We start from the raw sequence: 14,460 nt of genomic DNA, 5'->3' as shown, positions 1-14,460 counted from the left end.
ATCTAATGTTTAGGCAAAAAGGGAAATGTGATGTGCTTCACTGCGGTCGAAAATAGAGAATTTTAACGATTATTATGCGTTATTGATCACGTTAATGTTACGCGTCGACGTTTTTATTGCATGACTAATGTGATTTGTGAGCATTTATGCTTTAACGATTCAGCTTTATTATAATAAAAAACCCCGCCGCGGCGAGGTTGAGAATAAGTTGTATAGAATGCTAAGTACTTATTATGCTTTCAGCACGTCCAGCGCGGCAGTGTAGTCCGGCTCGGTGGTGATTTCGTTAACCAGTTCGCTGAAGACAACGGTGTCGTTTTCATCCAGAACCAGTACGGCACGTGCTGCCAGACCTTTCAGTGGGCCTTCCGCGATGCTGACGCCGTATTTCTCGAGGAAATCTGCGCTGCGCAGGGTGGAGAGGGTGATAACGTTGCTCAGGCCTTCAGCACCGCAGAAACGGGACTGGGCAAACGGCAGGTCAGCGGAAATGCACAGCACAACGGTGTTGTCCATTTCAGTCGCCAGCTGGTTGAATTTACGCACGGACGCGGCACAAACGCCGGTATCAATGCTTGGGAAAATGTTCAGTACTTTGCGTTTACCCGCAAACTGAGCCAGTGTGACGTCAGACAGATCTTTAGCCACCAGAGTAAAAGCCTGCGCTTTGCTGCCAGCCTGCGGAATGGAACCTGCAACAGCAACCGGGTTGCCCTGGAAATGAACGAGTTGTGACATAGATATCTTCCTGTTTACATATAGTTAACGTCGGGGCTAGTGTATGCCATCAGCGGATAACACGGCAAACCAAATTTTTCGCCTTTCCGGGCCGCAAGGAGTCAGTGATGAGAAGCGTTAAGGTCTATGAAGAAGCCTGGCCATTGCATACCCCGTTTGTGATCTCCCGCGGCAGTCGAAGTGAAGCCAGCGTGGTCGTGGTTGAAATCGAAGAAGAGGGGGTTAAAGGTGTCGGGGAATGTACGCCTTACCCGCGCTATGGAGAAAGTCCTGCGTCGGTGATGGCGCATATCATGACCCTGGTGCCTGACCTGCAAAAAGGGCTCACGCGCGAGGCGTTACAGCAGCGTTTACCCGCCGGGGCTGCGCGCAACGCCATCGACTGTGCGCTCTGGAGCCTTGAGGCCGCCAGGCAGCAACAATCGCTGACGTCCTTGCTGGGGGTGGCGCTGCCGGAGTCCGTCGTGACGGCGCAAACGGTCGTGATTGGTGAGCCGGAGCAGATGGCTGCCAGCGCAAAAGCGCTCTATGACGCAGGGGCCACGCTGTTAAAAGTGAAGCTCGACGATCGCCTGATCAGCGAGCGGATGGTCGCCATTCGCTCGGCGGTTCCCTCGGCCACGCTGATTGTTGACGCCAACGAGTCGTGGCATCCCGAGGGGCTTGCCGCCCGATGCCAGCTGCTGGCTGACCTGGGCGTGGCGATGCTGGAACAGCCTCTGCCAGCGAAGGATGATGCGGCGCTGAAGAATTTTATCCATCCGCTGCCCGTCTGTGCGGATGAAAGCTGTCATACCCGCGAGAATTTGAGCGCGCTTAAGGGCAGCTATGAGATGGTCAATATCAAGCTCGACAAGACCGGCGGGCTGACAGAAGCGCTGGCCCTGGCGGCGGAAGCGCAGGCGCAGGGCTTTTCCCTGATGCTGGGATGCATGCTCTGCACATCCCGGGCGATCGGCGCTGCGCTACCGCTGGTCAATCAGGTCCGTTTCGCCGATCTGGATGGCCCGACGTGGCTGGCGGTTGACGTTTCACCGGCGCTTAATTTTACCAGCGGCGTGCTTCATCTTTGAGGCTGCCAGCGCAGTAGCTCCATCATCGCGTTTAAGTATTTTTCGCTGGCTTCGTCGGAGGAAATTGGCGGAAATTCAGCGGTGATGCAGGGCAGGCTCAAATCGGCGCACCAGCTACCGAAGGATCCGGGTGTTTCATAGCCGACGCTGGTGACGAGCGGCAGGGCGAAAGCCTGCGCCAGCCACGCGCCCAGGCCGGAGTGACGCGGATCTTCAATGCAGGCCAGCGGATCGTGGAAGGAGACAACCCAGGCGGGGTGGATCTTATGGATAAGCTGGCACAGCGCCTGCGTTTCCGGCTCCGAGCCAGGCTTGTCTCCCGTCAGCAGCACCACGTCCCGCTCCTCGGCGGAGCTGTTCCAGCGATAAACCGTTTCTCCGGCGCGCCAGTTTGCCGCCGGGAAATTACGGTTCAGGTCAACGCCCCTCGCATTAGCCCGTAATCCAAGCTGACAGCCGTCCGGATTGACGGCAAGAATCACGTGGTGACGGCGCAATGAAGGCGTCAGCGTCCGCAGCGCGCAGGAAAGCGTGACGATGGACGAGTTCTCGTCTCCGTGCGTGCCGGCAATGATCAAACCGCTGCTGCGATCGGCATCGGGCGCCGGGAACCAGATCAGCGATGCGCCTAAAAATGAGCGGCCATATTGCTCAGCGCCCGGCGGAAAGGCCCCGCGCTCCGCTCGTGGTCGGGTGATTGCCATACGAAATCCTGATAAAGAAGTCTCTACTGGCAGTGTTGTGCAAAACCCGCTGTGAATCAAATAGTTTCCGTAACGCTTGAGAATTGCCTTAAATCACTATTCAGGCGTAAGGTATTTGCATTTCTCTGTTTCGAAACAAATAATTACGCATCTGCTTGTTACCTGAATTCATCAAAGGGGATCTTATGAAGCATCCTGTTTCGCGTCTCTGCGCTGCACTGTACCTGTGCGGACTCTCTACACTCTCGTACGCTGCTAATGTGCCCCAGGGCACGGTACTGGCGCAAAAACAGGAGCTGGTCAGGCATATTAAAGACGAGCCGGCTTCGCTCGATCCGGCAAAAGCGGTGGGATTACCCGAGATTCAGGTAATTCGCGATCTTTTCGAAGGGCTGGTGAATCAGAACGAGAAAGGGGAGCTGACCCCCGGCGTGGCGACGCGCTGGCAGAGCAACGATAACCGTATCTGGACGTTCACCCTGCGCGATAACGCGAAATGGTCTGACGGTACGCCCGTCACCGCGCAGGATTTTGTCTACAGCTGGCAGCGTCTGGTTGACCCGAAAACCACGTCTCCGTTTGCCTGGTTTGCGGCGCTGGCGGGCATCAATAACGCGCAGGCCATTATCGATGGCAAAGCGGCGCCAGATACCCTGGGCGTGACGGCGGTGGATGCCAGAACCTTACGCGTCCAGCTGGACAAACCGCTCCCGTGGTTTAGCAACCTGACGGCAAACTTCGCCTTCTATCCGGTGCAAAAAGCGAACGTTGAAAGCGGGAAAGAGTGGACGCGTCCGGGCGCTCTGGTGGGTAACGGCGCGTACGTCCTGAACGACCGCGTGGTGAATGAAAAACTGGTTGTCGTGCCGAATACGCACTACTGGGACAACGCGAAAACTGTCCTGCAAAAAGTGACCTTCATTCCGATTAATCAGGAATCGTCCGCCACTAAGCGCTATCTGGCGGGGGATATTGATATCACCGAATCGTTCCCGAAAAACATGTATCAGAAGCTCCTGAAGGACATTCCGGGACAGGTGTATACGCCGCCTCAGCTTGGGACCTATTACTACGCATTTAACACGCAAAAGGGCCCGACGGCCGATGCCCGGGTGCGTCTTGCGCTGAGCATGACTATCGATCGCCGCATTATGGCGGAAAAGGTATTAGGTACAGGCGAGAAGCCGGCCTGGCATTTCACCCCTGACGTGACGGCGGGCTTCACCCCTGAGCCTTCACCGTTCGAGCAGATGTCCCAGCAGGAGCTGAACGCTCAGGCGAAAACTTTGCTCCAGGCCGCAGGTTACGGCCCGCAGCGTCCGCTGAAGTTGACCCTGCTGTACAACACCTCGGAAAACCATCAGAAAATCGCCATTGCGGTGGCGTCCATGTGGAAGAAAAATCTCGGTGTGGACGTCAAACTGCAAAACCAGGAGTGGAAAACCTATATCGACAGCCGTAATACCGGCAATTTTGATGTGATCCGCGCGTCATGGGTAGGCGATTACAATGAGCCGTCGACCTTCCTGTCCCTGCTGACCTCCACCCACAGCGGCAATATCTCGCGTTTCAACGACCCGGCCTACGATAAAATTATCCACCAGGCGACGCTGGAAACCACGGCGAAAGCGCGTAAAACCGACTACAACATGGCGGAGAAAATCCTCCTGGAGAAAGCGCCCATCGCGCCCATTTACCAGTACACCAATGGTCGCCTGATTAAGCCCTGGGTGAAAGGCTACCCCATCAATAACCCGGAAGACGTGGCGTATAGCCGGACCATGTATATCGAGAAGCACTGATGTTTTATGAGGCCTGGCGCATTCTCGCGCCAGGTCTGCAAAACGCGGTACCGCTTCATTCGCTATGCGTGGCCCGATGCCGGGTCTCTGTTATTCTAACAGCGCATTAAACTTCGCCAGCCACTGCGGATGCGCGGGCCATGCGGGAGCCGTCACCAGGTTACCGTCTACATGGGCCTGATCGATGCCGATAGCGGCGTAGTGTCCGCCGCTGAGACGGACTTCAGGCGCACAGGCCGGGTAGGCGCTACAGGTTCGTCCTTTCAGAATCCCCGCGGCAGCAAGCAGCTGCGGGCCGTGGCACACTGCGGCAATCGGCTTACGCGCGGCGTCAAATGCCTGTACCAGCTTTAAGACGTCCTCATTTAACCGCAGATACTCGGGCGCTCTCCCGCCGGGGATGAGCAGCGCGTCGTAGTCCTGCTCCTTTACGGTTGAAAAATCGGCGTTGAGGGTAAAGCGGTGACCGGGCTTTTCGCTGTAGGTCTGGGCGCCGTCAAAGTCATGGATTGCCGTCATGATGTAATCGCCCTTCGGTTTGTCGGGGCAGACCGCGTCCACCTGATGACCAATCATCTGCAACGCCTGAAAAGGCACCATGGTTTCGTAATCTTCGGCGTAATCGCCAACCAGCATCAGGATCTTCTTGCTCATCTTTCCTCACCTCTATCAATAAAGATGATTAAGATATAGCCTGGCGTGACTGAATTGCCGGAAATAAAAAAGCCCGTCAGAGCACGGGCAACATAAGCAAATGAATAAGTGATTCGTTATCAACGTTGTTGGAGGATAACGCGGCGTATTTTACGCGGCTGTAAGGGAAGCAGATACCTGACATATTCGGTAGGTGAAACAAGCGATTAAACGTGCGTTACGGTGCGTCGAAGGTCGGATAAAGGCTATTTTCCAGAAACTCGACGAGATACCAGATCTCACCGCTAAAAATAAACCAGAAGCCAAATATAATAAGGAGTAAAATAATTAAGGTGAGTATTATTTCTGTTTTTCCCATTGCGGCTTTTACCCACCTGAAGCTAATTGATTCGAGGTGGGCATTGTAGCGGGGCTTTTCCGGATACTCCAGTTTCATGCCGCAAGGACTTTATTGCGTCCGTCATTTTTAGCGCGATACAGCGCATCGTCCACACGCTTAAACAGCTCGTCAATACTTTCACCCTGATTGTGCCGCGCTACGCCGATGCTGACGGTAAACCGCGGCAAGCCTGGAATCGTAATGCGGGCAACGGCTGCACGGACTGACTCGGCAATCTGCATCGCGGTGTCGAGAGAGGTGCGCGGCAGCAGGATAACGAACTCCTCACCACCCCAGCGGAACACCATATCGCCCTCCCGACTACAGGCTTCCAGCGTCCGGGAAAGGGCGATAAGCACCTCATCGCCTTTCAGATGGCCGAACAGGTCATTAATGTTTTTGAAATGGTCGGTATCCACCAGCAGCAGGCTAAATTGCTGCTGCGCGGGAAGTTTATTCAGATTGCTTTGATCGGTAATTGCGTAGAACTGGCGCCGGTTGAGTAACCCCGTCATGGAGTCACGTAACGCCGCATGTTCCAGCTCCTGCTCCAGCCTTTTTTGCTCGGTGATGTCGTGGATGATGCACAGCATCAGCTTGTCACCGTAGATCTCAATGGGCCCGGCATACGTCTGAACGTGGCGGGTGGATCCATCGGCAAGGCGGTGAACAAAATTGAGCGGCTTGTGACCACCGGGCAGCGCGGCAATTGCAGTCATAATGGGCATCACATCTCGCCCCAGCGTATTGATTTCCCAGGTATGCTTACTGCACATGTCATCATGTGAATAACCATAAAAATTGAGAGCGGCCAGATTCGCATCGACGATTTGGCCGTCGCGGGCCGGATCGATTAACAGCATCGGGGCGCTGTTGGTCAGAAAAAAGCGCGCATAAAAACCCTGTTTTTTCCGCCGGTAGGTAGCGGAACGGCTGGCCTTCAATCCTGAGAGTATTTGTTGGGAGATGCCCTCGAAAACAATCACATCGCCCCAGGGCGCGTAGTGGGCAAGCGAGAGACGACAGCTTAACGGCGTATCCTGTCCATCCCGGCTTGTTGTCCAGATTTCGACGATCTCCTGCTCTGTTTTCAGTTCAGATACATACATCGACAGGACGGTTTGCGCACTGGCAGAGTAGATCCCTTTGCGCAGGTCATCGAGCGTTTTATCCCCCATGATCTGCGTTGCGGCCACATTTGCAAAAATGATCTTTTCCGACACGGGTGAAACGAGCCACACGGGTGTTTTAATTACATTCAACGCATCAAAACAAGGTTGCGACATAGGCGTTTCCTGTTCATCGATAACATGTGCCTGACAATCATGACAGAATTGACTCGCGTGTACTCCCTTGAAACATACTCCACTTAACCCCGTCAGGCATGATTTTTTTGAGAAATAAATGCGGGGTCCGTTTGAATTTTATTAATGGGTATAATCTGTTTGTCTGAGTTTATCTGCAGCAGTAGCCACGGTACCTGTTCGGCAGGTAAGGGGCGAGAGAACAGATATCCCTGCAGGTAATCGCAGCCGAGTCGGGTGAGAACCGCCTGCTGTTCTTCCGTCTCGATCCCTTCTGCCACCACATTCATCTCCATGGTCCGGGCGATACTGATAATGGTTTCAACCAGCTTGTAGCTTTTTTCATTTTCCAGCATCGACGTGACAAAGCTTCTGTCGATCTTGAGCTCTTTTGCTGGCAGCACGCTCAGCATCAAAAGGTTGGAATAGCCCGTCCCAAAATCATCAATCGAGACAACGATCCCCGCGTGATTAAACGCATTGAGCAACTCAATGCTGCGGTCGAGATTTTTAAGCGCGGTGCTTTCCGTTACCTCCAGGATCAGCCGGGACGGAGACAAGCTATATTTTTCCAGCATCGACGAGACGATCTGGAAAATATCCGGCTGTTCAAACTGGATGGGGGATAGGTTGAGAGACAGCGTCCACTGGCTGAAGCCTTGCTCAGTCCAGAAATGAAGCTGTCGGCATGCCGCTTCAATGGCCCAGTTACCTACCGGAATAATTAAGCCCGTTTGCTCCAGAGAGGGGATAAACAGATTAGGTAGTACAACCCCTTGCTCAGGATGTCGCCAGCGCAGAAGGGCTTCAAAACCGTGAATGGTTTTCTCTCCCGCATCCCAGGTTGGCTGGTACCACAGCTCAAACTGATCGCGCTCAAGCGCCTGAGAAAGCTCCTGCAGGAAACCGGGTTTTGCCGGGATCGCCGTTGACATCTCGGCCCGGTAAATCGCCCAGCCGTTGCGGCCCTCTTCCTTGACGCGATGTAGGGCTGCATCCGCCTTGAGCTTTAGCTCGTGCAGTGTTTCGCCATCCTGAGGATAGAGGCTTACGCCCGCGCTGATCGTTGTGCTTAACGTATGTCCGCAGACGGACAGAGGGCGTCGCACATCTTCAAGCAGCGCGGTGACCAGCGCGTTGAGCCTGTCGTCGTCACATTCCGGCACCAGCAGGATAAAGGCGTCGCCTCCCAGCCTTGCCAGGGTCATCTCGCGCGTGAGCCGGGCCGTGATGCGCTGCGCGACCGTGATCAATAGCTCATCACCGACGCTGTGACCCCACGTATCGTTAACGCGTTTGAAGTGATCGACGTTCAGGAAAATAACCGCAAATGGCTTTTTGCTCAGCAGCGCGCTGCGCAGACAATCCTGCATGCGGAGATCCATCTGGTGGCGGTTTGCGAGCCCGGTGAGCGCGTCAAAACGCGCCTGTAGCTCAAGCTGGCGGTTGAGCTGATGCAGATTATCCGTCAGCCGGCTGGTGCGCCGGTGGGAATCGATCAGCGAAATGATTAACATCACGCCGAGCAGGCAGAGCGTGGTGACCGACACCCAGATGGATAACCCCAGCTCGCCGATCCCGCCCGGGAGGGTATGCGCCATTTCCTGAAACCGCGCGGCACTCATGCCGGTATAGTGCATCGCACAAATGGCGGCACCCATGATGAAGGCCGCGAGAATGCGATTGATAAAGACGCCTTTGTGTTTATCCCGCAGTCGGAAAGCCAGCCACAGCGCCGTGCCGGAGGCAACAACCGCAATAACCACGGACAACCCCACGAGGCGGCGATCCCAGATGATGCTGCCATCCAGCATCAGGGCCGCCATACCGATGTAGTGCATCGACACCACGCCAGCGCTCAGGATCGCCGTGGCAAAGATCAGTCGAAAGGGAGAAAGTTTTTTGCCCGCGACGGCAATATTAAGTGCCGTGGCCGATGCAACCACCGCGACGCCCAGTGACGCAAGGGTTAACCAGAGGTCGTAGCTCATCATCATGGGCATTTGCATCGACAGCATGCCGATAAAGTGCATCGACCAAATGCCAATGCCCAGCGTGACCCCACCGGCAATGCGCCAGAACAGGGCAGCCTTTCGGCTGGAGAGGGGGATCTTTCCGGCGCTGTCCAGCGCCACAAAGGAGGCGATAAACGCCACCAGATAAGAGATAGCGATTAACACAGGGTCCCACGATATATTGAGCATTATGCAATCCCACGCCTGAGAGGGTTACCGATTTCGCCTGCCGGATACATCTTTATCGGGCAACGAACATGCGCATTCAAACCATATTAGTTATTTATCGTGAAAAATGACCAGTCATATTAATACTCTAAAACTTATTAAGAATATAAAATATATTCTCTCGTTAATATATTAAGCATTGCTAAACAAGAACGAATAACAGTAGCAAAGCTCCTTAAATATGAGGGCGATCGTGTCGTCTCACCGCGGGCGATACTATCGCTTAACATGGCTGGAGACCAGTATCACAGCATGCTGAGCAGAACATTTTCACTAATACGCTTTTTTTATCTGACTTAACATAAATCTCAGGATGCTAACGGCGAAACAAAAAACAAGCGTTGTTTGCGATGAAAAACTTCCGGGCCAATGCTATAAGTCTAAGTGCCGACCAAAATATAAAACGTGGGTATTATCATGCTAAAAAATATTAGTGTAAGGACCTTTATTATCGGGTTCCTTTTCTCTCTTTTTTTGGTAAGTGCAGGTGTCGTTGTTCTATTTTCCAGCAATACGTCTCTCTTTATTTCGCTTAATGTCATCAATTTCGTTGCGCTATTTTTGCTCTGGGTCTATATGACGAAGTATCTTGTGACGCCGATCAATACGGTGAAGAGAAGTATTGAGGAGGTGACCGCAGGTAACCTTGGCGTATCTATCCCTGAATTTGGCAATAACTGCGCGGGCAGACTCATCCCCGGGATCAATAGTCTTTCCGGCAATATTGCGACGCTGGTGCGTGAGATCAGGGCATCATCGCAAACCGCCATGACCTTATCGGATCAACTCTCGGCACGTAGCGCTCAGCTTTCGGTGAAAACCGAACAGCAGTCTGCGTCTTTGGTGCAAACCGCAGCCAGCATGGAGCAAATGGCCGCGAGCACCAAAAACAATGCCGATAACACCCGCCTGGCGAGCGAGCAGGCAAATGTGGCGACGTTACAGGCGCGCAAGGGCGGCGAGCTGATGGGGCAGGTCGCCAGCAATATGCAGTCCATTACCGAATGCGCGCAGCAGATGACGGAGATTATTTCGCTCATTGACGGCATTGCGTTCCAGACAAATATCCTGGCGCTCAACGCGGCCGTGGAGGCGGCAAGGGCGGGCGATCATGGCAAGGGTTTTTCTGTCGTCGCGGAAGAGGTAAGAAACCTGGCACACCGCAGCGCGGAGGCCGCGAAGAATATCAAAACGCTGATTGAAATCACCAGCAGTAACGTCACGCAGGGAGCCAGCGTTGTGTCACAGGCAGAGAAAAACATGCATGAAATCGTGACCGGCTCGGGAAATGTCAGCCGCTTAATGGACGACATTTCCGCGTCAACGTCAGAGCAGGAGAAAGGCATTTCTCAGATTACCCTGGCGCTATCGGAGCTGGAGCGGGTCACACAAAGTAACGTGGCAATGGCAGAGGAACTCAACGGTTCGTCTGATGTACTGCGTAATCAGGTGATTGAGCTGCAGACCCGGACGCGTAATTTCAGGCTCGATCAGTCATCCTTATCCTCATCACCTAGCGGTTCGCCATCCTTCCTCCAGCGGCCAGAGCACTCTCTCTGACAGCACCTCAAAGCCTGGCATGCCAGGCTTTTTTCATGCCTCCGCCTGGTATGTACAATTCCTGAGCGATTTCAGCGCGATGGGATACATAGTTGTTGCTTAACACCTGATGAAAGCTAGACTGACACCGAAGAGCTAAAAAGGTGGAGGCGCTGTGGAAAGCATTAAAGGATCTGAACTTAACGTTCCAGACGCAGTTTTTGCGTGGGTGCTGGATGGTCGCGGCGGTGCGCGACCGCTGGAAGATAATGATGCGATCGATAGTGCGCATCCCTGCTGGCTACATCTGAACTACACCCACCCGGACAGCGCTGACTGGCTGGCCTCGACGCCGCTCTTGCCCAATAACGTGCGCGATGCGCTGGCGGGTGAAAGCCTGCGGCCCCGCGTGAGCCGAATGGGGGACGGGACGCTGATCACCCTGCGCTGCATTAACGGCAGCACGGATGAACGCCCGGATCAGCTGGTTGCGATGCGTGTATACATGGACGACGGGCTCATTGTGTCGACCCGCCAGCGAAAAGTTCTGGCGCTGGATGACATCGTCAACGATCTGAAAGAGGGCACCGGGCCGGTCGACTGCGGCAGCTGGCTGGTGGACGTCTGCGACGCCCTTACCGATCATGCGAGTGAATTTATTGAAGAGCTGCACGACAAAATCATCGACCTGGAAGATAACCTGCTCGATCAGCAGATCCCGCCGCGCGGTTTTCTGGCCTTATTGCGTAAGCAGTTGATTGTGATGCGCCGCTACATGACGCCGCAGCGCGACGTGTATGCGCGTCTTGCCAGCGAAAGGCTCGCCTGGATGAATGACGATCAGCGACGCAGAATGCAGGATATTGCCGACAGGCTGGGGCGCGGGCTGGACGAGATTGATTCCTGTATTGCCAGAACGGCGGTGATGGCGGACGAAATCGCGCAGGTGATGCAGGAGTCGCTGTCGAGAAGAACCTATACGATGTCCCTGATGGCGATGGTGTTTTTACCCAGCACGTTTCTTACCGGGCTGTTTGGCGTGAATCTGGGTGGAATTCCGGGTGGCGCTTATCGCTACGGCTTTACCGCGTTTTGCGTGATGTTAGTTGTTTTGATTGGTGGTGTTGCATGGTGGTTGCATCGTAGTAAATGGCTGTAAATTTACGCTTTTTCCAGCTTTCAACGGGATCAAAACGCTCTTTTAATTGAGCGAAGTCAATAAACATCTACCCCGTAAGGTGCAATATTACTCCCGCAGGTGAATGCAACGTCAAGCGATGGGCGTTGCGCTCCATATTGTCTTACTTCCTTTTTTGAATTACTGCATAGCACAATTGATTCGTACGACGCCGACTTCATAGTCGGCTTTTTTTTGCCTCCTGATTCCCAGCGTCTACCCTAAAAGGGACGACAGCAAATTCTGGAGGGAATGATGAGCATCCTGAACGCTCTGCTACTGCAACAATCGCGTCAATCCGATCCCGTCCCCACCGATCCGGTGCCAATGCCCGATCCCATCCCGCGTCCGCAGCCGATGCCCGACCCGCCGCCAGATCAAGAACCGATTAAATTGTCGCATCGAACCGCGAGATCTGCGAGGATACGCGCCATCTGACCGCAAAGATGACCACGAGAGACTACTGTGACCGCTTTTTCTACCCTGAATGTTCTGCCCGCCGCCCAACTCGATAACCTCAACGAGTTGGGTTACCTCACGATGACGCCTGTTCAGGCGGCCGCGTTGCCCGCCATCCTTGAGGGCCGTGACGTGCGCGTGCAGGCGAAAACGGGCAGCGGGAAAACGGCGGCATTTGGCCTTGGCCTGTTGCAGCATATCGATGCGGCGCTTTTTCAGACCCAGTCTCTGGTGCTGTGCCCGACCCGCGAACTGGCAGACCAGGTCGCGGGTGAACTGCGTCGCCTGGCGCGTTTCCTGCCAAACACCAAGATTTTAACCCTCTGTGGCGGACAGCCGTTCGGCGCGCAGCGTGATTCACTTCAGCATGCGCCGCACATTATTGTCGCAACGCCCGGCCGCCTGCTGGATCACCTGCAAAAAGGCACCGTCTCGCTGGATGCGTTACAAACGCTGGTGATGGACGAGGCAGACAGGATGCTGGATATGGGCTTCAGCGATGCGATTGACGAGGTGATCCGTTTCGCCTCGGCCGATCGTCAGACGCTGCTGTTCTCCGCGACCTGGCCGGAGGCCATCGCCGCCATCAGCGGGCGCGTGCAGAAAAATCCGCTCACCATTGAAATCGACAGCGTAGATGCGCTGCCCGCTATCGAGCAGCAGTTCTTTGAAACCTCGCAGCAGGGGAAAATTTCGCTCCTGCAGAAACTGCTGAGCCAGCATCAGCCTGCGTCCTGCGTGGTGTTCTGTAATACCAAAAAAGACTGTCAGTCGGTCTGTGACGCACTGAATGCCGCCGGCCAGAGCGCATTGTCTCTGCATGGCGATCTGGAACAGCGCGATCGCGATCAGACGCTGGTCCGCTTCGCTAACGGCAGCGCCCGCGTTCTTGTCGCAACCGACGTCGCTGCGCGCGGTCTGGATATTAAATCCCTGGAGCTGGTGGTGAACTTTGAGCTGGCGTGGGATCCTGAAGTGCACGTGCACCGTATTGGCCGTACCGCGCGCGCGGGAAACAGCGGTCTGGCGATCAGCTTCTGCGCGCCGGAAGAGGCGCAGCGCGCCAACATTCTCTCTGAGATGCTGCAGATTAAGCTGAACTGGATGAATGCCCCTGCTGGCGTCAGCCTGGTGCCGCTGGAGGCTGAAATGGCGACGCTGTGCATTGATGGCGGTAAAAAAGCCAAGATGCGTCCAGGTGACGTATTAGGGGCGCTGACCGGGGATGTGGGTCTGGACGGGGCGGATATCGGCAAGATTGCGGTCCATCCGGCGCATGTCTACGTAGCGGTTCGCCAGGCGGTAGCCAATAAGGCATGGAAGCAGCTGCAAAACGGGAAAATTAAGGGTAAAACCTGTCGCGTACGTCTGCTGAAATAAAGAATGAAGCGTCTCAGAAGGTGTTTCTGAGACGCTAATCGCTTACTTCACTTCAAGCACGTTGAGACGCAGCTCTTCAAACTGATTGTCATCTTCTTCCGGCTGCCAGCCCGCTGGCTGCATGGGAATATCTTCCCGATCAAACGCCAGGTCTCCGCCGTTCACGACTTCTGACTCGTGGTTGATGCCTTTAAAGTCGAACAGCTCCACATCCGCGAGATGGGAAGGGACAACGTTTTGCATCGCGCTGAACATGGTTTCGATACGCCCTGGATAACGCTTATCCCAGTCGCGCAGCATGTCGCCAATTACCTGACGCTGCAGGTTCGGCTGAGAGCCGCACAGGTTACATGGAATGATCGGGAAACCTTTAGCCTGAGAAAAACGCTCAATGTCTTTTTCGCGGCAGTAGGCGAGAGGGCGGATCACAATGTGCTTGCCGTCATCGCTCATCAGCTTAGGCGGCATGCCTTTCATCTTGCCGCCGTAGAACATATTGAGGAACAGCGTTTGCAGGATATCGTCGCGGTGATGGCCCAGCGCAATTTTGGTCGCGCCCAGCTCCGTCGCGGTACGATACAAAATGCCGCGGCGCAGGCGAGAGCAGAGTGAGCAGGTGGTTTTCCCCTCAGGGATTTTCTCTTTCACAATGCCGTAGGTGTTTTCTTCGACGATTTTGTACTCAACGCCCAGCTTCTCGAGGTATTCCGGCAGAATGTGCTCCGGGAAGCCCGGCTGTTTCTGGTCAAGGTTGACCGCCACCAGGGAAAATTTCACCGGTGCGCTTTGCTGAAGATTACGCAGGATCTCCAGCATGGTATAGCTGTCTTTACCCCCTGACAGGCAAACCATGATGCGGTCACCTTCTTCAATCATGTTGAAGTCTGCAATGGCTTCGCCCACGTTACGGCGCAGTCGCTTTTGCAGTTTATTCAGGTTGTATTGCTCTTTTTTGTTAATCTCTTGATTCTGTTGCATTTAGTACTACCTTCGGAGCCAGCAGGGGCA

The 14,460-nt window shown here is 54.5% G+C and carries 13 protein-coding genes; 6 read left to right on the top strand and 7 right to left on the bottom strand.

Going from position 1 to position 14,460, the window contains the following annotated elements:
- Nucleotides 1-231: 231 nt before the first annotated feature.
- Nucleotides 232-738, bottom strand: coding sequence for a thiol peroxidase (tpx, locus tag QMN93_RS00645; RefSeq protein ID WP_023335907.1), 507 nt, complete (start codon nt 736-738; stop codon nt 232-234).
- Between the two features lie 107 nt (nt 739-845).
- Here tpx and ycjG point away from each other — a divergent pair, with 107 nt between their 5' ends.
- Nucleotides 846-1,811, top strand: coding sequence for an L-Ala-D/L-Glu epimerase (gene ycjG / locus QMN93_RS00640; protein WP_087822713.1), 966 nt, complete (start codon nt 846-848; stop codon nt 1,809-1,811).
- Here the strand turns inward: ycjG and mpaA are convergent.
- A complete protein-coding gene (mpaA, locus tag QMN93_RS00635; protein ID WP_182383662.1) occupies nt 1,802-2,515 on the bottom strand; it encodes a murein tripeptide amidase MpaA in 714 nt (237 codons plus the stop codon). The genes ycjG and mpaA overlap by 10 nt on opposite strands.
- A gap of 185 nt (nt 2,516-2,700) precedes the next feature.
- Between mpaA and QMN93_RS00630 the strand changes: the two genes are divergently transcribed.
- Nucleotides 2,701-4,317, top strand: a complete 1,617-nt coding sequence (locus QMN93_RS00630) for an ABC transporter substrate-binding protein (RefSeq protein ID WP_193139369.1) — start codon at nt 2,701-2,703, stop codon at nt 4,315-4,317.
- Between the two features lie 90 nt (nt 4,318-4,407).
- Here QMN93_RS00630 and QMN93_RS00625 read toward each other — a convergent pair whose 3' ends face one another.
- The 4 genes from QMN93_RS00625 to QMN93_RS00610 form a co-directional block, all read right to left on the bottom strand.
- On the bottom strand, nt 4,408-4,971 hold the full coding sequence (locus QMN93_RS00625; protein ID WP_045889288.1) for a DJ-1/PfpI family protein: 564 nt from the start codon (nt 4,969-4,971) through the stop codon (nt 4,408-4,410).
- Nucleotides 4,972-5,188: 217 nt separating this feature from the next.
- On the bottom strand, nt 5,189-5,329 hold the full coding sequence (locus tag QMN93_RS00620) for an Ecr family regulatory small membrane protein (protein ID WP_021240268.1): 141 nt from the start codon (nt 5,327-5,329) through the stop codon (nt 5,189-5,191).
- Between the two features lie 74 nt (nt 5,330-5,403).
- Nucleotides 5,404-6,636: a sensor domain-containing diguanylate cyclase gene (locus QMN93_RS00615; protein ID WP_193139367.1), complete on the bottom strand. Its 1,233-nt coding sequence runs from the start codon at nt 6,634-6,636 to the stop codon at nt 5,404-5,406.
- 92 nt (nt 6,637-6,728) lie between these two features.
- Nucleotides 6,729-8,858, bottom strand: coding sequence for a bifunctional diguanylate cyclase/phosphodiesterase (locus QMN93_RS00610; protein ID WP_193139365.1), 2,130 nt, complete (start codon nt 8,856-8,858; stop codon nt 6,729-6,731).
- A 456-nt stretch (nt 8,859-9,314) separates the two neighbouring features.
- Here QMN93_RS00610 and QMN93_RS00605 point away from each other — a divergent pair, with 456 nt between their 5' ends.
- From QMN93_RS00605 to dbpA, 4 genes are all read left to right on the top strand, one after another.
- Complete coding sequence (locus tag QMN93_RS00605; protein WP_193139363.1) at nt 9,315-10,457, top strand: methyl-accepting chemotaxis protein; 1,143 nt, start codon at nt 9,315-9,317, stop codon at nt 10,455-10,457.
- 154 nt (nt 10,458-10,611) lie between these two features.
- Nucleotides 10,612-11,595, top strand: coding sequence for a zinc transporter ZntB (gene zntB / locus QMN93_RS00600; RefSeq protein ID WP_182383658.1), 984 nt, complete (start codon nt 10,612-10,614; stop codon nt 11,593-11,595).
- 282 nt (nt 11,596-11,877) lie between these two features.
- Nucleotides 11,878-12,051, top strand: a complete 174-nt coding sequence (locus QMN93_RS00595; protein WP_305089335.1) for a hypothetical protein — start codon at nt 11,878-11,880, stop codon at nt 12,049-12,051.
- A gap of 27 nt (nt 12,052-12,078) precedes the next feature.
- Entirely contained in the window at nt 12,079-13,452 is a 1,374-nt protein-coding gene (dbpA, locus tag QMN93_RS00590; protein ID WP_064672629.1) for an ATP-dependent RNA helicase DbpA, read from the top strand.
- A 42-nt stretch (nt 13,453-13,494) separates the two neighbouring features.
- On the opposite strand, the gene ttcA is transcribed toward dbpA, so the two are convergent.
- Nucleotides 13,495-14,430, bottom strand: coding sequence for a tRNA 2-thiocytidine(32) synthetase TtcA (gene ttcA, locus QMN93_RS00585; RefSeq protein ID WP_033145703.1), 936 nt, complete (start codon nt 14,428-14,430; stop codon nt 13,495-13,497).
- Between the last annotated feature and the right edge of the window lie 30 nt (nt 14,431-14,460).

The organism is Enterobacter sp. R-1.6.2 (assembly GCF_035064085.1).
In the GTDB taxonomy this organism is placed as follows: domain Bacteria; phylum Pseudomonadota; class Gammaproteobacteria; order Enterobacterales; family Enterobacteriaceae; genus Enterobacter; species Enterobacter asburiae_B.
This window is presented reverse-complemented; position numbering and strand designations above follow the sequence as displayed.